This window comes from Photobacterium sp. 2_MG-2023 (genome assembly GCF_030547675.1).
Classification (GTDB): Bacteria; Pseudomonadota; Gammaproteobacteria; order Enterobacterales; family Vibrionaceae; genus Photobacterium; species Photobacterium arenosum.
In genome coordinates, this window is the sequence record NZ_JAUOQQ010000020.1 from 20,135 (window position 1) to 39,880 (window position 19,746).

Genomic DNA, 19,746 nt, shown 5'->3' on the forward strand with positions numbered 1-19,746 from the left:
GGTATCGGACTCATTAATTAAACTCAAATTCGACTTGCTGCTCGCCCAGTAACACTTTGAGATCAGTGATTAAATCATCACTTGGCGTTATCCGCCACTCTGTGCCAAGGGTAAGTTTAGCGCGTGCATTCGAACGCTGATAATAAATATTCACCGGGACAGTACCTGCCCGATGCGGCTCCAGCGCTTTGCTGAAACGCTCAAAAAATGTGTGATCAATCTGCCCTTCAGTCAGCGAGATAGCAAGACCCCGCAGGTGCTTTTCTCTAGCGTCAGAAATATCAAGGACTTCACGTGCAGACATTTTAAGGCCACCATTGAAATCATCAAAGCTGACCTGTCCGGAAACGACCAAAATCCGGTCTTTTTCAATCAGATCGAGATATCGATCCAAAGCATCGGAAAACAGCATAACTTCCATGCGCCCCGATCTGTCATCCAATGTCAGCACTCCAATCCGGGTACCGCGCTTGGTTGTCATAACCCGGGCGGCGATAACCAGTCCGGCAATCGTCACTACCTTATCACGCCCTGTCGGATGGGCATCTTTCAGGCGCCAGGTGACATAGTGCTTAAGCTCACGCACATAACTGTTGATCGGGTGGCCGGTCAGGTACAAGCCGAGCGTGTCCCGCTCGCCTTCCAGCCAGATTTTTTCTGGCCATTCCGGAATATTGGCGTACGCTTTTTCCACTTCTTCCGGCGCTGCTGTCAGCACGCCGAACATATCCGCCTGACCAAATGCCTCGGCCTGATGGTGCTGGCCAGCGGCTTTCAGCGCGTCGTCCAATGTTGCCATCATCGCCGCGCGGTTAGGTCCGAGACGATCCATCGCACCGGCTTTGATCAACCGCTCCAGAACGCGTTTATTGACCTTCTTGGTGTCTATTCTGGCACAGAAATCAAATAAGTCCTTAAAATGGCCGCCTTTTTCCCGTGCCGCAATAATATTCTCGATCGGGCCTTCACCTACCCCTTTAATAGCGCCTATGCCATAGACAATGGCGCCCTCATCATCAACGGTGAAGCGGTAAAGCCCCTTGTTAACATCCGGCGGCAGTATTTGCAGATTCATGCGCTGGCATTCTTCCACCAGGCCGACCACTTTATCGGTATTATCCATGTCGGCGGTCATTACCGCAGCCATAAACTCAGCCGGATAATGCGCCTTCAGCCACAGAGTCTGGTAAGACACCAGGGCATAGGCGGCCGAGTGCGATTTGTTGAAGCCGTAACCTGCGAATTTCTCTACCAGATCGAAGATCTTCATCGCCAGCTCGCCGTCGACCCCGTTATTCACGGCGCCGCTTTCAAACGTGGCTCGCTGTTTCGCCATTTCTTCCGGTTTTTTCTTACCCATAGCACGGCGCAGCAAGTCAGCACCGCCCAGGCTGTAACCGGCCAGGACCTGGGCAATTTGCATGACCTGTTCCTGGTACAGAATAATGCCGTATGTCGGCTCCAGAATCTCTTTCAGCGACTCGTGCTGATAAGTGGCATCGGGATAAGAGATTTCTTCACGACCATGCTTACGGTCGATGAAGTTATCCACCATGCCTGATTGCAGCGGGCCAGGACGGAACAGGGCCACCAGTGCGATCATGTCTTCAAAACAGTCCGGCTGCAGGCGCTTGATCAAATCTTTCATGCCGCGCGATTCAAGCTGGAACACCGCGGTGGATTCTGAGCGTTGCAGCATGGCGAACGATTTCTGATCCGCCATCGGGATAGCCGTAATATTGACCGGCGGCTTGCCCTGAGCTTCCAGGCGCGGGTTAATCATGCCCAGTGCCCAGTCAATAATGGTCAGCGTACGCAAGCCCAGGAAGTCGAACTTCACCAGCCCCGCTGTTTCTACATCGTTCTTATCAAACTGTGTGACCGGATGATGGCCTTCAGCGTCACAATACAGCGGGGCAAAATCTGTAATTGTGGTCGGCGATATGACCACCCCTCCGGCGTGTTTACCGGCGTTTCGGGTTACCCCTTCCAGCACCCGGCACATGTCGATCAGATCTTTGACTTCTTCATCGGCTTCGTACACTTCACCCAGCTGCGGCTCGGCCTCAAAAGCTTTTGCCAGTGTCATGCCCGGTTCTGCCGGAATCATCTTGGAAATGCGATCGACAAAGCCATAAGGGTGGCCCAGTACCCGGCCCACATCCCGGATAACGGCTTTAGCCGCCATGGTGCCAAAAGTGATGATCTGGGATACCGCATCCCGGCCGTACATTTCGGCCACGTGATCTATCACCTGATCCCGCTTATCCATACAGAAATCGATATCAAAATCAGGCATGGATACCCGTTCCGGGTTCAGAAAGCGTTCGAACAGCAGGTCAAAGGCCAGCGGATCGAGATCCGTGATATCCAGCGCATAAGCGACCAGGGATCCTGCACCCGAGCCCCGCCCCGGGCCAACGGGCACACCGTTCTCCTTCGACCACTGGATAAATTCCATGACGATCAGGAAGTAGCCGGGAAAACCCATCTGGTTGATCACTTCCAGTTCAATATCCAGACGTTCGTCGTATTCAGGGCGACGGTTTTTGCGCACTTCTTCATCCGGGAATAAGAATTCCAGACGTCGCTCCAAACCTTCTTTAGACTTCAAGACCAGGAAATCTTCCGTCGTCATGTCACCGGTCGGAAAGTTTGGCAGGAAATATTCACCTAACCGGACCGTTACATTACAGCGCTTGGCAATTTCTACTGAGTTTTCCAGGGCTTCCGGAATATCAGCAAATAGCTTGCACATTTCTTCTTCACTGCGCAGATATTGCTGAGCACTGTAATGTTTGGGACGTCGGGGATCGACCAGGGTATAACCATCATGGATACAGACGCGGATTTCATGAGCATCGAACTGATCCGGGTTGATAAAACGCACATCGTTGGTTGCCACCACAGGCAAGTCTGCCTGCGCGGCCAGTTCAATGGCAAAATGCAGGTACGCTTCTTCATCCGGCCGGCCGGTACGGACCAGTTCCAGATAATAATTGCCGGGAAAGTGTTGCTGATAAAAGGCCACACAGCGCTCTGCCGCCGCCTGGTTGCCTTTGAGCAAGGCCTGTCCGACATCTCCGGTTTTACCGCCAGACAACAGGATCAACCCCTGCTTCTGCTCAACCAGCCAGTCGCGGTCAATCACAGGCATGTGTTGCACATGCCCGCGCTGATAGGCACGGGATATCAGCAAAGTCAGGTTTTTATAACCGTCATTGTCTGCCGCCAGGACAGTGAGATCAGACAGCTCATCGCCATTCTCATCGCTGCGCACTTTGAAATCCGCACCGATAATAGGCTTCACCCCCGCGCCATGGGCTGCGAAATAGAATTTCACCAGGCCGCACAGGTTAGTGAAATCTGTCAGGGCCATTGCGGGCATGCCCAGCTCTGCCACTTTCTTGACCAGAGGCGGGACCTTACTCAGGCCGTCGACCATGGAAAAGTCACTGTGGATGCGCAGGTGTATAAAGCGTGGTTCAGCCATGATGATGTCGTCAATTCAGCGGTTAAGACACAAACAGGGGTTGAGTCTAAAATGATTTTTCGTCAACGCAAGTGCCCGAAAGCCATTACTTCAAATTTTGCGCAATTCGCTCTCGAACTGGCTTAAAACTCTTACGGTGCTGCTCAATCACGCCATGTTTTTCCAACGCCGCAAAGTGTGCTTTGGTCGGGTAACCTTTGTGCTGGGCAAACCCGTAAGCAGGGTACTGCGCATCCAGGACTTGCATTTCTCTGTCGCGGGTCACTTTGGCCAGAATCGAGGCAGCACTGATTTCTGCTACCCGCATATCACCTTTCACCACGGCCTGGGCCGACACAGGTAACGATGGCACACGGTTGCCGTCGATCAAGACATAATCGGGCTGTACAGACAGGCCAGCAACCGCTCGCTGCATCGCGACCATAGTAGCCTGCAGGATATTCAGCTCGTCAATTTCTTCCGGCTCACAGCGGCCCAAAGACCAGCTCAGTGCTTTTTCCTGAATGTCGTCAAACAGCGCCAGCCGCTTTTTCTCACTCAGCTTTTTCGAGTCAGCAAGCCCGACTATAGGATTGGCCGGATCGAGTATGACAGCGGCTGTCACAACAGCACCGACCAGCGGCCCACGGCCAACCTCATCCACACCCGCAATCAATCGGGCATCCGGGTATACAAAGGGTTCGTATTGCATAATGTGTTTCACTCTGTCCGGTAAATTAACACCGGCCACTGCTAGATGACTTACCGATTAAGGTCAGCACGGCTTCGGCAGCCTGCTTATCCGCATCACACCGGATAAGCTGGTGCAGCCGGGTAAATTCGGCCATCAGCGGCTGGTTGTCGGCTGTCAGGCTTTGCTCAACTGCCGCGGCCAGTTTCTCTGGCACACACTCTTGCTGCAATAATTCAGGCACCAGTTCTTTGTCCGCCAGAATATTGGGTAATGACACATATTTGGTCTTGAGCATGCGTTTGGCTAACCAGGCTGTCAGCGGTTTGACTTTATAGCCCACCACCATTGGACGCTTAACCAACATACATTCCAGCGCTACGGTACCGGAAGCCAGTAACACCGCATCTGACGCCGTCATGACATCGCGCGCGGTATCATCAACCAGAACAAAATCCAGTTCGGGCGCTGTCGCCTTCCACGCCTGTTCAAACTGTTCCCGGCGTTTCTGGTTCACCAGCGCCACCACAAAACCCAGCTCTGGCTGTTTCGCTTTCAGCAACTGGCAAGCCTGAATAAACGGCTCTGCCAGCAGACCCATTTCACCGCCACGGCTGCCAGGTAACACGGCCAGCCAGCGTTTATCGCTGTTCAGTCCCAGTTTTTGCCGGGCAGCGGCTTTGTCTGTCTCTAATGGAATGGCATCCGCCATGGTATGACCGATGAATTCACACGGAACGTTAAATTTATCGTAAAAGGCTTTTTCAAAGGGCAGGAAGGCCAAAACCAGATTGGTCGCGGCTTCAATTTTGAAGATCCGCTTCTGCCGCCAGGCCCAGACCGACGGGCTGACATAATGAACGGTTTTAATACCCTGACATTTCAGGTCTTTTTCCAAACGCAGATTAAAGTCAGGCGCATCAATGCCCACGAACACATCCGGCGGATTGGCTGAAAAATACTTAACCAGCTCGGCTTTAATGTGAAACAGACGAGGCAGCCGACCGACAACCTCGACGATCCCCATGACCGCCAGCTCTTCCATATCAAACAGAGCTTCGCAGCCCAGCGCCTGCATGCGCGGTCCTGCAACGCCAACAAACTCGGCATCCGGATAGCGCGCTTTGACCGCTTCAATAAAGCCGGCCCCTAAAATATCGCCGGAGATCTCCCCGGCGACAATTCCAATTCGAAGAGGCTTGCTCATATCAGCGAATAATTCCGCGTTCGGTATTGTTCAGAGCATCCAGCAACAGGCCAACCGACGGCCAGTCTTTCACCATCTCTTCCAGTACCGGCTTCACCTCGGCCTGCGTTTTACCCGAGCGGTAAATCTCTTTATAGGCACGGCGCAAGGCATGAATTTCAGGCTTTTCAAAGCCATTACGCTGCAAACCCACAATGTTCAGTCCAAACGGTGTGGCATGGTTACCCTGAGCCAGTACATAAGGCGGCACATCCTGCACCACGGCAGAACAGCCACCGACATAACTGTACGCACCCACATTACAGAATGGGTGGATGGCTGACAGTGCCATCACGCCGGCGTAATCGCCTACCACCACATGGCCACCCAGAATTGAGTTGTTACCAATATGGGTGTGATTACCAATCACGACGTCGTGAGCAACGTGGGCATTGACACACAGCAGGTTGTCATCGCCAACAATAGTCACGCCTTTATCCTGTACCGTGCCGCGATGGATCTGTACGCTTTCGCGGATCACATTGCGATCACCAATTTCCAGGCGCGTCGGTTCACCGTTGTATTTCTTGTCCTGGCACTCTTCACCGACAATTGCATAAGGAAAAATGCGATTATCCTTGCCAATCGTGGTCGGGCCTTTGATCACAACGTGTGACATGATCTCGTTACCGTCGCCAATTTCGACATCTTTGCCAATGTAGGTAAAAGGGCCAACGGTAACATTGGCTCCGATTATCACACCGTCTTCAATCACCGCTGATGGGTGAATTTGTGCTGTTTCGTGAATCATGAAAACTCTCGTCTCGCGCATTTCAACTCAGCAGAACACACAACATCGCCGTCCACTTTCGCAATGCCATTAAACATGGCAATACCGCGGCGCTCTTTCAGGAATTCCACTTCAATTACCAGCTGGTCACCAGGGCCAACGGGTTTACGGAATTTCGCATTATCAATACTGGCAAAGTAGTACAGTTCATTTTCTGCCGGCGCACCAAAGGTTTTAAACGCCAGCAAGCCAGTGGCCTGTGCCATGGCTTCAAGAATCAGTACACCAGGAAAAACAGGCATTTTCGGGAAGTGGCCGGTAAATTGCGGCTCATTGACGGAAACGTTTTTAATCGCTGTCAGTGTTTTGCCTTCTTCGTAGTTAACAACACGATCAACCATCAGAAAAGGATAACGGTGCGGAAGAAGAGCTTGGATCTCGGTGATATTCAGCGTTTTGTTTTCGCTAGTCAAAACTGCATTCCTGTCTAAAAAGTTAATAAAGCGCCGGACAAAAACGTAAGCGGCCTACGCGGTAAGTGACGCAGGCCCGAAACGGCAAAATGAGAACGAAAAACTACTGACTATCTTTTTCGAGTTTTTTCTCTACAGATTTCAATCGCTTATTCATTTCTTCAATTTTCAGAACACGTGCCGCCGTTTTACGCCATTCCCGGTTAGTTTGTAGTGGGATACCGGATGAATACACGCCAGGCTCAGTAATAGGTCTCATGACCATTGCCATACCTGTCACAGTCACGCCATCGGTAATTTCCATATGGCCATTGAACACACTGGCTCCGCCAATAAAACAATGTTTACCGACTTTCAGGCTGCCAGCCATAACCGTAGCACCTGCAATCGCAGTATTTTCACCAATGGAAACGTTATGGGCAATCTGACACTGGTTATCAATGATAACACCATCAGCGATCAGGGTATCCTCAAGCGCACCACGATCAATAGTGGTACAAGCTCCGATCTCTACTCTGTTACCAATACGCACCGTGCCCAATTGAGGAATTTTTTGCCACTGGCCTTTATCGTTCGCATAACCAAAGCCATCAGAGCCAATCACTGTCCCCGACTGAACCAGGCAATCGTCACCCAGCACAACATTGTGATAAATACTGACATTGGCCCATAGCTTAGTGCGACTGCCAAGGCGCGCACCTTTACCGACAAAGCAGCCGGGACCAACCTGAACATGATCACCCAGCACCACACCGGATTCGATCACGGCATTATGGCCAACGGCAACGCCCTCACCCAGAACGGCGTCAGGGGCAATATACGCTGATGGCGCAATATCTACCGCGCTGGCTGGTGTGGAATCGAGCCACTGAGCCACTTTGGCGTAGGCCAGATAAGGGTCTTTAACGATCAGTGCATTTCCGTCGAAATATTCAGCATCAGCCGGTGTCAACATCACCGCTGTCGCCTTGCACGCTTGCAGGTGCTGACGGTATTTACTGCTGGAAAGGAAAGTGATCTGGCCGGAGCCTGCCTGGCCCAACCCTGCAATTGCTGTGACTTCGGCCGCTGCGTCACCACGCAGCTCCGCACCTAATTTTTCTGCTAATGCAGCAAGCGTCAATGCAGCCATTATTTACCTTAATATTTCGTTTTGTACGTACTGCGCCTTATTATCTGCGGAGTAAGAGACAATGCAAAGGGATAACGCAGAAACGCCCACAATTTGAACAATGTTCACATAATAATGTCATTTTGGATACTAAGAGGAATACACCAGACGGACCTTGATTCCCTCCCGGTGTACTCTCTCGCTAGCACTCAGTGAAACAAGCGCAGCTTATTTCACCGCTGACATCACTTTCGCAGACAGATCATCTTTAGGGTTAGCAAACAGGATTGCCTGACCATCAACAACCATATCGTAGCCTTCGCGCTTAGCCACATCCTGAATCGCTGTACGCAGTTTCATGGCCAGCTTTTGCTGCTCTTCCGACGCACGACGCGCCTGATCTTCCTGCAGAGCACGCGCTTTTTGCTTGAACTGGCCATCCAGCGTCTGCAACTCGTTTTGCAGTTTAGACTTGTCGCTGGCACTCATCAGCTGACCATCACGCTTGAGCTTTTCCAGCTTAGATTTGATATTGGTTTCCAGCGAGCGCAATTCTGTTACCCGTCCCTGGAACTCGTTACGCAGCTTATCCTGCAAGTTGTAACGCTGTGCCAGTTGCGCCATGGCTTGAGCCGTGGCAACGTAGCCTACCTTCTCAGCCGCTGCCGCTGCCTGGGTATACATAGATGATGAAAGAACGACCAGGCTAAGACCGGCTGCTTTAATCCACTGTTTCAAATGCTCTCTCCTTAAAGGGTTAGAATGTGCGTCCGATGGTAAATGTGAAGAATTCTTCGTCATCGCCATCGTATTTCTTAAGTGGCCTCGCTACCGAAAAGACCAGAGGTCCCATTGGTGACATCCACTGCAGAGCCGCACCATATGAAGCACGGATCAGGAAAGGATCTGAATAGTCATACAGAAAATCACCGTCCTGTCCGCTCAAATCGTATTCTGTGTCCCACACGTTACCGGCATCAATAAACAGGCTGGTACGGATCTGATTCCTCGCCTCTTCAGAAGCAAACGGAGTCGGGACGATCAGCTCAACACTGGCCAGTGCGACAGCATTACCGCCCGCAGCATCGTCAGAACCTGTCGCACAGCTGTTATTGCCACCTATGCTACCACCGCTATCACAGCCGCCAACATAGACAGCTTTCGGACCCACAGTATTGGAACGGAACCCACGCAGGGTAGAGAAGCCACCCGCATAGAAGTTTTCATAAAACGGCAATAGCTGATCACTGCCATTATCCGTTGTGCCGTAACCATTACCATAGCCCAGCCGTCCGCGAAGCAACAGGGTAAAGTCCTGTTCCTGAGTTAACGGGAAGTACTGACGGACATCATACTGCGCTTTAAAATACTGGGCATCTGAACCCGGTACTGTCATGCGGAAGGTAGCACGCTGATGGTTACCTGCTGTCGGGAAGAAGCCACGGTTCAGGTTATTGCGGGTCCAGGAAACCGACCAGTCAAAGTCATCCAGCTCAATGGAAGTATTCGCTTGATCAAAATCATGAATTTGTTTGAATTTTTCGATCTGATAATACTCTTCCGTATTCGAGATCTTGTTGTGGTCATAGCCCAGACCAAATTCAAAGAAATTCAGTTCATCATACGGAAAACCCCAGGTCAGACTGGTACCGTAGCTCTGGTTGGTATAGTCAGAAATGTTAGCGTCAGAGGCTTCAAACTCGTTGTAGTACACTTTGCCGCCCAGGCTGATACCATCCAGCGTGAAATACGGGTCGCGGTACTCAACGCTCACGTTTTTCTGGTAGTCATTCATCATGGCACTGATGCCGAAACGGTTACCGGTTCCCAGGAAGTTGTCCTGCTGGATACCAGCCTGGAAAGAAACTCCGGATTCAGTACCATAACCGACACCAAAGTTGATGTTACCAGCGTTGGCTTCTTTCACCTTGTACTGAACATCGACCTGATCTTCGGTACCCGGAACACGCACTGTCTGTACATCAACCGATTCAAAGAAACCGGTACGGTTCAGACGTTCTTTACCGCGTTCAATTGACTTAGAGTTGAGCCAGCTGCCTTCCATCTGGCGCATTTCGCGGCGCAACACTTCGTCCTGAGTTGATGTATTGCCAGAGAAAGCAATATTACGCACGTAAATACGCTTGCCTGGCTCAACGTTCACCAGCAGGGACACCTGCTGATTGGTATCATCAAACTCTGGAATGGTATTCACCTGCGGGTAGGCATAACCCAACTCGCCAAGCCGGCGTTTGATCGATTCTTCCAACCCTGTGACTTTCGCACCGTTGTAAATATCACCCTCTTTAAAGGTGACCAGCCCGGCCAGTTCGCCCTGCGCGCCAACCAGGTTTCCGCGGAATTTGACGCCCTTGACAGTATACTGCTGGCCTTCATTGATATTCAGGGTGATGTATACCCCTTTCTTATCAGGGGAGATAGACACATGGGTCGATTCAAGCTTGTATTTCAGATAACCGTTGTTGAGGTACTGAGAACGCAGGGTTTCCAGATCACCAGCCAACACCTGTTTCTGATACTTTTCATCGGCCAGGAAGTTCCACCAGGGTACATCGGCCTGCAGATTGAATTTGTCGCGCAGATCTTCATCGGTAAACACGTTATTACCAATGAAATTAATTTGCTGAATTTTCGCCGATACCCCTTCGGTAAAGACAAATTTCAGGTCAGCACGATTTCGTGGCAATGGGGTCACAACGGCCTTAACACTGGCGTTGTACTTGCCCACACTGTAGTAGAAATCTTCCAGGCCCTTTTCAATCTTACTCAGAGTTGTGCGATCCAGTGCTTCACCCACGCTGATTTTAGACGCGTTGAGGTTTTCCTGGAGCTGCTCGTCTTTGATTGCCTTGTTGCCAGAAAACGTAATGCTGGCAATGGTCGGACGCTCAATGACTTTCACCACCAGAGCATTGCCGTCACGAAAAACCTGAATATCTTCAAAATTGCCTGAAGCAAACAAGGCCTGGATCATATCCGCGACGTCACGTTCATCGACCGAATCACCAATTCTGACAGGCGTTTTCAGCAATGCAGCACCCAAGGCTACACGCTGTAATCCCTCAAAGCGGATATCATCCACCACAAATTGTTCCGCATGTACCACACTGCTGCCAAGCAAGAGGGATGCGACTAACAGTTTCTTCATCGCCATTACTGTTCTGATTATTCCTTGCTAAAAACGCACTTATTAAAGGCGGGTAAAATCATTTATGAGCGCTACAGCCATCAAAACGACTAAAATCACAGATCCAAGACGGTAGCCAAGATCCTGTATACGCTCTGAAACAGGACGTCGTGTCACAGCTTCAATTGCAAAAAAGAGTAAATGCCCACCATCCAGCACAGGCAGCGGCAACAGGTTCACTATACCCAGGTTAACGCTAATTAAAGCCAGGAAACCCAAAAAGTACACTATGCCATAATCAGCCGTTGTTCCCGCACCTTTGGCGATAGAAATCGGGCCGCTTAAATTCTTCAGTGCCACATCCCCGGTCACCAGTTTGGTTACCATATCAAAGGTCAGTGTCACCAGTTGCCAGGTTTTCCCGGTCGCTTCACCAATGGCCTCAATCGGTCCATACTGGCGAACAAAGCGCTGATCTGCTGGCCACTCTGACATCACAGGTGCGAAGCCAGCATATCCAACCCACTCACCGCTCGGCAACTTTTTGCTAATGGGCGTCAAGGAGGCTTCTACCAGCTCGTCGCCACGGCGCAACTGAACTGTCAGCGTTTGATCCGGGCTGGAACGAACCGCATCAACCACCTGCAGCCATTGAGTAATCGGCTGCTTATCGATAGCGACAATCGTATCCCCTATTTCGAAGCCAGCTTTTTTGGCCGCTCCGTTATCCACCAACTGACCAATTTCCAGCGTGATCGGCGGTGAAAACGGGGTGAGACCCAGAGTCGTCAGTATACGCTCACTTTCCGGGTCAAAAGACCAGTTGCGCAAATCCAGATTGAATGTCTTTTCATAAGACTCTTCCGACGGCACGGCTGTCAGCGTCATCTCATCATCACCAATATGGCTTATCATGGCCATATTGACGGACTCCCAATCCGGAGTTTGGATACCGGAAACTGACTTAAGTTCCATGCCGCTTTCAATACCGGCCTGGGCAGCTATTGACTGCGGCGCAACCTCTCCGATCACCGGCTTAACCGCAGGGACACCAATCAGGTACACAACCCAATAGGCAAAGATAGCAAAAGCAAAGTTAGCAAGAGGGCCAGCCGCCACAATGGCGCTTCTTTGCCACAATGACTTGTTATTGAAAGCCTGATGGCGACGTTCAGCCGGTACAGTGTCAACCCGCTCATCCAGCATTTTGACATAGCCGCCGAGTGGGATCATTGCCAGTATGTATTCGGTGCCTTGCTTATCAACCCGGCGCCATAGGGGTTTGCCAAAACCAATGGAAAAACGCTCGACATACACGCCGCAACGGCGTGCAACCCAGAAGTGTCCGAATTCATGCACCGCAATTAAAATGCCCAGCGCAACGAGAAAGGCGCCCAAATTCCACAAAATTCCCATCATTTAGCTACCTTCTGAATCACTTGCTGCGCAAGCTGTCGTGCATCAGCATCCAACGCCATCACACACTCCAGACTCCGCGGCTCTGTCAGGTTAATCCGCTCCAGCACTTGCTGGTTCACTCGCGCGATATCGGTAAAACGTATTCCACCGGCCAGAAACTCTGCCACCGCCACCTCATTGGCAGCATTGAGCGACGTTGTTGCTGCCTGTCCACTGTAGCACGCATCTATCGCAAGCTGCAGACACGGATAACGCGACATATCCGGCGCCATAAATGTCAGTTCTCCCGCCTGGGTAAAATCAAGCGGCTTAACGCCGGCATCCACCCTTTCAGGATAGGCCATGGCAAAAGCGATTGGCGTCTGCATATCCGGCAAACCCATCTGCGCAATCACTGAACCATCTTTGTACTGTACCATAGAGTGAATCACCGACTGGGGATGAATCAGCACCTCCAGTTGCTCCCTGGACGCATTAAACAACCAGCGGGCTTCTATGTACTCCAGCCCTTTATTCATCATAGTGGCCGAGTCAACGGAAATCTTCGGTCCCATCGACCAGTTTGGATGCGCAATGGCCATTTCCGGTGTCACAGTCTCCAGATCCCGTGGATCGGTATAGCGAAACGGACCACCAGAGCCGGTCAGCAAAATCTTACTGATCCCAGCTGCAGACAGATCACAGCGCCCGGTCTGCTTTTGAACACCTAAGGGTAGACACTGATAAATAGCATTATGTTCACTGTCCACCGGTAATAATTCTGCGTCATACTTCGCAACGGCATCAATAAACATCTGGCCAGACATCACCAGGGCTTCTTTATTAGCCAGCAGCACTCGCTTCCCGGCTTTAACCGCAGACATAGTCGGCATCAACCCTGCTGCCCCCACTATGGCGGCCATTACGGTATCCACTTCATCCAGCGCGGCAATTTCGCACATGCCAGCAACACCGGTCAGCACCTGAGTGGCAACACCGTGAGCTTTCAACTGCTCAGACAGTTCACGTGCGGCCTGCTCGCAGGCCATAGCTGCAAACTTGGGCTTCCACTGACAGCACAGTTCAAACATTTTACGGCTGTCTGTCCCAGCCGCCAGCGCGACCACCTCAAAGTGGTCAGGATTGTTTGCCGCTACGGCCAGTGTACTGGTGCCTACCGACCCCGTTGCTCCAAGAATGGTTAACTTACGCATACCTTCACTACTTTATGAATTCTGGCTGTTCACAGCCATAATCCTACCGTCCATTTCCAGTTAGTGTGTAAACAGGGGGTCAACACACTATCAAGGGTATCAAAATCAAAATGGGGGAAGTGGTTACCCGCTTCCCCCCGAATCAGGTCTCAGATAAGCCAGAGATAGAGCAATGCAAAAACGGGCAGTGCCGCCGTCAGGCTGTCTATCCGGTCCAGAATACCACCGTGACCAGGTAAGATCTGTCCACTGTCTTTAATTCCGGAAACACGCTTGAGCATACTCTCTGCCAGATCACCAAATACAGAGGCAATCACAGTCAGCACCACTGTCACTAACAGTGCACCGCTGTTATTAAAGGTTATGCCAAACAGTTCAGCGGTTGCCCACGCGACGACCACTGCCAGCACCACACCACCGGCAAGCCCTTCAAGTGTTTTATTCGGGCTGACTCTGGGGGCCATTTTATGGCGGCCAAAACGTTTACCCGCGAAATAAGCACCGCTGTCTGCCGCCCAGACCAGTAAACACACCAACATAACCAGTTTGGCACCCAGATAGGGGGCTTCGGCATAGTTAACAGCACGTAACATGACGACGCCCCAGAAAAAGGGAATCAAAGTCAGTAAGCCAAAAAGGTAGCGAAGCGTGGTTGAACCAACCCAGAAGCCAGATTGGTTCGGATAAGTCACGACCAGCAAGCAGGCAAACAACCACCAGACGCCACCTGCAGCTAACATGATGTGATGAGGAAATTGTAAATTACCCAATTCGATGGCATCTGCAGGGAGAGCCAGAAATGACGCCAGTAAGACTAAAACAGGGGGTACCATCGCCAGCAGGCGTGAACGGGTATTTACAAACTGGGTCCATTCCCAGAAGCCAACCAGGGTGATACCTGCGATAGCCAACATAAAACCCGAAAAAGGTAGCAGGAAGATGCCGGCTACCACCAATGGTGCCAGAACCAATGCAGTCAAAATTCGTTGCTTAAGCAAGCTTGTTCCTCTCGTTATTATTTATCGTTGTCGCTTCTCAGCAATATCTTGCTTGGCAGCAATCCAACAAGCCACGAGCTTGTTTTCAGAATGGCAGCGGGGTTCCATTTTCCGCGCTACCATCTTGGTGTTACTGAGCTTTCAGTAACTTTTTTATTTGTTCACCCGTACAACCAAAACGACGCTCCCGATCCATAAACCAGGCAATGGCATCGGCTAAGGTATTTTCATCAAAATCAGGCCAGAGTTGCGGTGTGAAATACAACTCGGCATAGGCGGTCTGCCACAGCATAAAGTTGCTGATCCGGCATTCGCCACTGGTACGAATAAGAAGATCGACATCAGGCAAGCCACTGGTGGATAAGCGAGCAGCCAGCATGTCTTCAGTGATATCATCCGGGGTCAGCCCCTGCTCGGCCACTTCCCGGGCGAGAGCCTGAGTAGCCTGAAGAATATCCCATTGTCCGCCATAATTCGCCGCCACGTTGAGAACCATGCCGGTGTTGCCAGCGGTTAAAGTTTCGGCTGCCGTGATTTTGTCCTGAAGACGCTGACTGAAGCGGCTGGTGTCGCCAATAATTTTAAGACGGATGTTATTTTTATGCAGACGCTTCACTTCCCGGCCAAGAACGGTCAGAAAGAGTTCCATCAATAAAGACACTTCATCTTCCGGACGGCGCCAGTTTTCACTGCTGAATGCAAACAGAGTCACTACCTGGATACCAATACGGCTCGCAGCAGAGACAGTTTTACGTACGGCTTCTACACCGGCTTTATGGCCAAACACCCGCGCTTTACCCTTCGCCTTCGCCCAGCGTCCGTTACCATCCATAATGATAGCCACGTGCTTGGGCAGGTTCTGGGTGTACCATTCAGTGCTGCTTGTATGCTCTGTCATACTTTTCCCTCAACAAAAAAGCGCCGTGCTGCACGCACAGCGCTTTAGAGCTTATCAAGCCAGAGTCAATAATAAGTAAGGAGAACCTTATACTTCCATCAACTCTTTTTCTTTCGCTTCCAAAATGGTATCAATTTTCTTCACGGCAGCATCAGTCAGCTTCTGAATGTCATCCTGAGCACGACGATCATCGTCTTCTGAAATTTCTTTATCTTTCAGCAGTGCCTTCACTTCTGCGTTGGCATCACGACGGATATTACGAATGGCAACACGGCCTTGTTCTGCTTCAGCACGAACAACCTTCACCAGGTCTTTACGACGCTCTTCCGTCAATGCTGGCAGTGGAACCCGGATAACCGTACCTGCAGAGGATGGGTTAAGGCCCAGATCCGACATCATGATCGCCTTTTCAATTTTAGGCGTCAGTTCCTTGTCGAATACCGTAATGGCCAGGGTACGGGCATCTTCAGCGATGACGTTAGCTACTTGACGCAGCGGTGTGTTGGAGCCGTAGTAGTCAACCTGAATACCATCTAGCAAACTTGGATGTGCACGACCAGTACGCACTTTTGCCAGCTGAGATTTCAGTGCTTCAACACTTTTTTCCATGCGCGTTTGCGCATCAGTTTTAATATCGTTAATCACGTTTGTACCCTTGAATAGTCGGTCTTAGCAGGAAGCTGTTTTCCTACCCTATCAATATATTACGCCCTTACTCGCTGTGAGCGATCAAGGTACCTTCCGGCTCACCCATCACCACTTTGCGCAGTGCGCCAGGTTTATTCATGTTGAACACACGAATCGGCATACCGTGGTCACGAGCCAATGTGAAGGCGGCGAGATCCATGACTTTCAGCTCTTGTTCCAGAACATCCTGATAACCTAGCTTATCATAAAGAACAGCTTCTGGGTTTTTAACTGGATCGTCGCTGTAAACACCGTCCACTTTTGTGGCTTTCAGCACAACATCAGCTTCAATTTCAATACCACGCAGACATGCCGCTGAATCTGTCGTAAAGAAAGGATTACCTGTACCGGCAGAGAAAATAACAACCCGGCCCTGGCGAAGCTGGCTGATAGCTTCTGCCCAGTTATAGCTGTCACAGACACCATTCAGCGGAATAGCTGACATTACTTTCGCGTTCACATAGGCACGGTGCAGCGCGTCACGCATGGCAAGGCCATTCATCACTGTCGCCAGCATACCCATGTGATCGCCCACAACTCGGTTCATACCCGCAGCAGCCAGACCTGCACCACGGAACAGATTACCACCACCGATAACCAGACCCACCTGTACGCCCAGTTCTACCAGTTCTTTAATTTCCTGAGCCATGCGGTCAAGCACATGTGCATCAATACCAAAACCTTCGTCGCCCTGCAGCGCTTCGCCACTCAGTTTCAGCAGGATCCGTTGATAAGTCGGTTTAGGATTCGTGGTCATTTATTGTACCTTCCAGGCTTACTATAGAGATATGGAGTTGTAAAAAGACCGCAGCCTTGGCCACGGTCTTCTATAAGCAATTTGCGAAAGATTAACCTTTCTGCGCCAGAGCAACTTCTTCAGCGAAGCTCAGGCCTTCTGCTTTCTCAATACCTTCACCTACTTCCAGGCGAATAAAGGTAGAAACAGAAGCGCCGTTTTCTTTCAGTACGTCACCGACAGATTTCTTAGGCTCCATGATGAAAGGCTGACCAGTCAGAGAGACTTCGCCAGTGAACTTCTTCATGCGGCCTTCAACCATCTTCTCAGCGATTTCCTGAGGCTTGCCTTCGTTCATGGCGATTTCAACCTGAACTTCACGTTCTTTAGCAACAACGTCAGCTGGTACGTCTTCTGGGTTCACGTACTCTGGGCGTGAAGCTGCAACGTGCATTGCAATGTGCTTCAGGGTTTCGTCTTCGCCGTTACCAGCAACAACAACACCGATACGGTCGCCGTGACGGTAAGAAGCCACTTTCTCACCTTCGATGTAAGCAACACGACGGATAGAGATGTTCTCACCAATTTTAGCAACCAGAGCAATACGCTTCTCTTCGAACTGAGCTTGCAGTTCAGCGATGTCAGTTTTGCCAGCCAGTGCAGCATCAGCGACTTCGTTGGCGAAAGCCAGGAAGTTGCCGTCTTTAGCAACGAAGTCAGTCTGGCAGTTCACTTCTACCAGAGCAGCCAGGCTGTCGTTGTTCTTGATGATGATAGAACCTTCAGCAGCGATGTTACCTGCTTTCTTAGCCGCTTTTGCAGCGCCGCTCTTACGCATGTTCTCGATGGCCAGCTCGATATCAGCATTTGCTTCAACCAGTGCTTTTTTACATTCCATCATACCTGCGCCAGTACGCTCACGCAGTTCTTTAACCAGGGCAGCTGTAACTGTTGCCATTGTTATATCCTCAGTTTTCAAATCTTGGTGTAAAAATCAGGGGCCTGTAAACGGCCCCTGTTAACCATACTTAGTTTACACAAGGTAACTTAAGATGCTCAAAGGAGCGACTGATTACTCAGCTTCTACGAAACCGTCTTGCTCAGCCTGAACAACGATGTCCTGGTTACGAGCTTCAGTAACAGTAGTTGCAACAGCACCTGTGTACAGCTGGATAGCACGGATTGCGTCATCGTTACCTGGGATAACGTAATCTACGCCGTCTGGGTTAGAGTTAGTATCTACGATAGAGAATACTGGGATACCCAGGTTGTTCGCTTCTTTGATAGCAATGTGCTCGTGATCAGCATCGATAACGAACATAGCGTCTGGCAGACCGCCCATGTTCTTGATACCGCCCAGAGATTTCTCCAGTTTTTCCATTTCACGAGTACGCATCAGCGCTTCTTTCTTAGTCAGCTTGTCGAAAGTACCATCGGTAGACTGAGTCTCCAGATCTTTCAGACGTTTGATTGACTGACGAACAGTTTTCCAGTTAGTCAGCATACCGCCCAACCAACGGTTGTTCACGTAGTACTGATCACAGCTGTTGGCCGCGTCTTTGATAGATTCGCTTGCAGCACGCTTAGTACCAACGAACAGGATTTTACCTTTGCGAGCAGCGATCTTGTTGATTTCTGCCAGCGCTTCGTTGAACATTGGTACAGTTTTTTCAAGGTTGATGATGTGTACACGGTTACGAGCACCGAAGATGAATGGCTTCATCTTAGGGTTCCAGTAACGGGTTTGGTGACCAAAGTGTACACCAGCCTTCAGCATGTCGCGCATTGATACAGTTGCCATTGAATATTCCTCAATTGGGGTTAGGCGTCCACATATCCCATGCTACCGACCCTTGACCTTTTAAGGTCGACTTACTCATAAGCCTTGGGCACCCCGGAGCACGTGTCGATATGTGTGAGTGATTAAATAAAATAATGTTTTCGCAATCTGACCTGCCGCACTGACTTTCGTCAACGCACAATATGCCAAATTACGGCGCGCTTTATACCATATTTAGACCGCAAAAATCCAGTCAAAATCTTCTGTGCAGACCAAAGTCAGTTTTCATCCTCCGCTCTCGCTGATACCATATAAAGTATAGAGACTGACAGAGCAGAGAAGTTTGCATGAGCATTAAGATCAAGACGGCTGAAGAAATTGAAAAGATGCGCGTTGCCGGCCAGTTGGCTGCCGACGTACTGGAAATGATTGAGCCGTATGTAAAACCTGGCGTATCCACTGAAGAACTGAACCGGATCTGTCATGAGTACATCACCGAAACCCAGGGTGCGATCCCGGCTCCGCTGAACTATCACGGTTTCCCTAAATCCATCTGTACCTCAATCAACCATGTGGTATGCCACGGCATTCCCAGCGAACAAGATGTATTGCAAGATGGCGATATCATCAACATTGATATCACGGTAATCAAAGATGGCTACCACGGCGATACCTCTAAAATGTTTGAAGTAGGCGAGGTCTCACTGGAAGACAAACGCCTGTGCCGTGTCGCGCAGGAAAGCCTTTACCAGGCCATTAAAAAAGTGAAGCCGGGCACCAAGCTGGGCGAGATTGGCACCACAATCCAGAAGTTTGTGAAAAACGGTAACAGCCGCTTCACCATTGTCAGAGACTACTGTGGCCACGGCATCGGCGATGAATTCCATGAAGAGCCGCAAGTGGTCCATTACAAAAACGCCGACCGCACTGTACTGAAAGCGGGTATGTGTTTCACCATCGAGCCAATGATCAATGCCGGTAAGTTCGGCTGCCTTCTCGATGATGAAGACGGCTGGACGGTTTACACTGTCGACGGCAAGAAATCGGCGCAATGGGAACACACGCTGCTGGTCACCGATAGCGGCTGTGAAATCCTGACCCTGCGTAAAGAAGAAAGCCTGCCACGGGTGATGAAAAACGCCTGATCCGCAGGTCAGTTCGACG

17 protein-coding genes are annotated in these 19,746 nt (G+C 50.6%); 1 reads left to right on the plus strand and 16 read right to left on the minus strand.

From position 1 onward, the window contains the following. Nucleotides 1-13: 13 nt before the first annotated feature. The 16 genes from dnaE to rpsB all read right to left on the minus strand — a co-directional run bounded on the left by dnaE (nt 14) and on the right by rpsB (nt 18,603). Nucleotides 14-3,493: a DNA polymerase III subunit alpha gene (dnaE, locus tag Q4491_RS15485; RefSeq protein ID WP_303458653.1), complete on the minus strand. Its 3,480-nt coding sequence runs from the start codon at nt 3,491-3,493 to the stop codon at nt 14-16. Nucleotides 3,494-3,578: 85 nt separating this feature from the next. Then, nucleotides 3,579-4,196: a ribonuclease HII gene (gene rnhB, locus Q4491_RS15490; protein WP_303458655.1), complete on the minus strand. Its 618-nt coding sequence runs from the start codon at nt 4,194-4,196 to the stop codon at nt 3,579-3,581. 13 nt (nt 4,197-4,209) lie between these two features. After that, nucleotides 4,210-5,370, minus strand: coding sequence for a lipid-A-disaccharide synthase (gene lpxB / locus Q4491_RS15495; protein ID WP_303458657.1), 1,161 nt, complete (start codon nt 5,368-5,370; stop codon nt 4,210-4,212). 1 nt (nt 5,371) lies between these two features. Further along, entirely contained in the window at nt 5,372-6,160 is a 789-nt protein-coding gene (lpxA, locus tag Q4491_RS15500) for an acyl-ACP--UDP-N-acetylglucosamine O-acyltransferase (protein WP_192017582.1), read from the minus strand. Further along, complete coding sequence (fabZ, locus tag Q4491_RS15505; protein ID WP_027251674.1) at nt 6,157-6,612, minus strand: 3-hydroxyacyl-ACP dehydratase FabZ; 456 nt, start codon at nt 6,610-6,612, stop codon at nt 6,157-6,159. The genes lpxA and fabZ overlap by 4 nt, the downstream gene beginning before the upstream one ends. Before the next feature lie 103 nt (nt 6,613-6,715). Beyond that, nucleotides 6,716-7,744 carry a UDP-3-O-(3-hydroxymyristoyl)glucosamine N-acyltransferase gene (gene lpxD / locus Q4491_RS15510; protein WP_192017581.1) on the minus strand — a complete coding sequence of 343 codons (1,029 nt, stop codon included), beginning with the start codon at nt 7,742-7,744 and terminating at the stop codon, nt 6,716-6,718. 207 nt (nt 7,745-7,951) lie between these two features. Beyond that, nucleotides 7,952-8,461 carry an OmpH family outer membrane protein gene (locus tag Q4491_RS15515; protein ID WP_192017580.1) on the minus strand — a complete coding sequence of 170 codons (510 nt, stop codon included), beginning with the start codon at nt 8,459-8,461 and terminating at the stop codon, nt 7,952-7,954. Nucleotides 8,462-8,480: 19 nt separating this feature from the next. Then, nucleotides 8,481-10,898 carry an outer membrane protein assembly factor BamA gene (bamA, locus tag Q4491_RS15520; protein WP_192017579.1) on the minus strand — a complete coding sequence of 806 codons (2,418 nt, stop codon included), beginning with the start codon at nt 10,896-10,898 and terminating at the stop codon, nt 8,481-8,483. Nucleotides 10,899-10,934: 36 nt separating this feature from the next. After that, entirely contained in the window at nt 10,935-12,290 is a 1,356-nt protein-coding gene (gene rseP, locus Q4491_RS15525; RefSeq protein WP_303458663.1) for a sigma E protease regulator RseP, read from the minus strand. Then, complete coding sequence (ispC, locus tag Q4491_RS15530) at nt 12,287-13,483, minus strand: 1-deoxy-D-xylulose-5-phosphate reductoisomerase (RefSeq protein ID WP_192017577.1); 1,197 nt, start codon at nt 13,481-13,483, stop codon at nt 12,287-12,289. Before ispC ends, rseP begins: the two co-directional genes overlap by 4 nt. A 149-nt stretch (nt 13,484-13,632) precedes the next feature. Continuing rightward, nucleotides 13,633-14,481, minus strand: coding sequence for a phosphatidate cytidylyltransferase (locus Q4491_RS15535; protein ID WP_237796166.1), 849 nt, complete (start codon nt 14,479-14,481; stop codon nt 13,633-13,635). 130 nt (nt 14,482-14,611) lie between these two features. Next, entirely contained in the window at nt 14,612-15,379 is a 768-nt protein-coding gene (locus Q4491_RS15540) for an isoprenyl transferase (RefSeq protein ID WP_192017575.1), read from the minus strand. Nucleotides 15,380-15,466: 87 nt separating this feature from the next. Next, nucleotides 15,467-16,024 (minus strand): ribosome recycling factor, encoded by a 558-nt coding sequence (frr, locus tag Q4491_RS15545; RefSeq protein ID WP_192017574.1) that lies wholly within the window; start codon nt 16,022-16,024, stop codon nt 15,467-15,469. 67 nt (nt 16,025-16,091) lie between these two features. Further along, entirely contained in the window at nt 16,092-16,823 is a 732-nt protein-coding gene (gene pyrH / locus Q4491_RS15550; protein ID WP_027251665.1) for a UMP kinase, read from the minus strand. Nucleotides 16,824-16,914: 91 nt separating this feature from the next. Next, on the minus strand, nt 16,915-17,760 hold the full coding sequence (gene tsf / locus Q4491_RS15555) for a translation elongation factor Ts (RefSeq protein WP_192017573.1): 846 nt from the start codon (nt 17,758-17,760) through the stop codon (nt 16,915-16,917). 114 nt (nt 17,761-17,874) lie between these two features. Continuing rightward, the gene (rpsB, locus tag Q4491_RS15560; protein ID WP_192017572.1) at nt 17,875-18,603 is read right to left on the minus strand and encodes a 30S ribosomal protein S2; all 729 of its coding nucleotides are present in this window, start codon (nt 18,601-18,603) and stop codon (nt 17,875-17,877) included. A gap of 326 nt (nt 18,604-18,929) precedes the next feature. On the opposite strand from rpsB, the gene map reads away from it, so the two are divergent. After that, complete coding sequence (map, locus tag Q4491_RS15565) at nt 18,930-19,727, plus strand: type I methionyl aminopeptidase (RefSeq protein ID WP_192017571.1); 798 nt, start codon at nt 18,930-18,932, stop codon at nt 19,725-19,727. Nucleotides 19,728-19,746: the final 19 nt, after the last annotated feature.

Excerpts from the sequence above, each read along its gene's own strand:
- lpxA (WP_192017582.1), bottom strand. The coding sequence starts at position 6,160 with ATGATTCACGAAACAGCACAAATTCACCCATCAGCGGTGATTGAAGAC.
- pyrH (WP_027251665.1), bottom strand. The coding sequence starts at position 16,823 with ATGACCACGAATCCTAAACCGACTTATCAACGGATCCTGCTGAAACTG.
- lpxD (WP_192017581.1), bottom strand. The coding sequence starts at position 7,744 with ATGGCTGCATTGACGCTTGCTGCATTAGCAGAAAAATTAGGTGCGGAG.
- bamA (WP_192017579.1), bottom strand. The coding sequence starts at position 10,898 with ATGGCGATGAAGAAACTGTTAGTCGCATCCCTCTTGCTTGGCAGCAGT.
- dnaE (WP_303458653.1), bottom strand. The coding sequence starts at position 3,493 with ATGGCTGAACCACGCTTTATACACCTGCGCATCCACAGTGACTTTTCC.
- Q4491_RS15540 (WP_192017575.1), bottom strand. The coding sequence starts at position 15,379 with ATGACAGAGCATACAAGCAGCACTGAATGGTACACCCAGAACCTGCCC.
- lpxB (WP_303458657.1), bottom strand. The coding sequence starts at position 5,370 with ATGAGCAAGCCTCTTCGAATTGGAATTGTCGCCGGGGAGATCTCCGGC.
- rpsB (WP_192017572.1), bottom strand. The coding sequence starts at position 18,603 with ATGGCAACTGTATCAATGCGCGACATGCTGAAGGCTGGTGTACACTTT.
- ispC (WP_192017577.1), bottom strand. The coding sequence starts at position 13,483 with ATGCGTAAGTTAACCATTCTTGGAGCAACGGGGTCGGTAGGCACCAGT.
- map (WP_192017571.1), top strand. The coding sequence starts at position 18,930 with ATGAGCATTAAGATCAAGACGGCTGAAGAAATTGAAAAGATGCGCGTT.
- rseP (WP_303458663.1), bottom strand. The coding sequence starts at position 12,290 with ATGATGGGAATTTTGTGGAATTTGGGCGCCTTTCTCGTTGCGCTGGGC.
- tsf (WP_192017573.1), bottom strand. The coding sequence starts at position 17,760 with ATGGCAACAGTTACAGCTGCCCTGGTTAAAGAACTGCGTGAGCGTACT.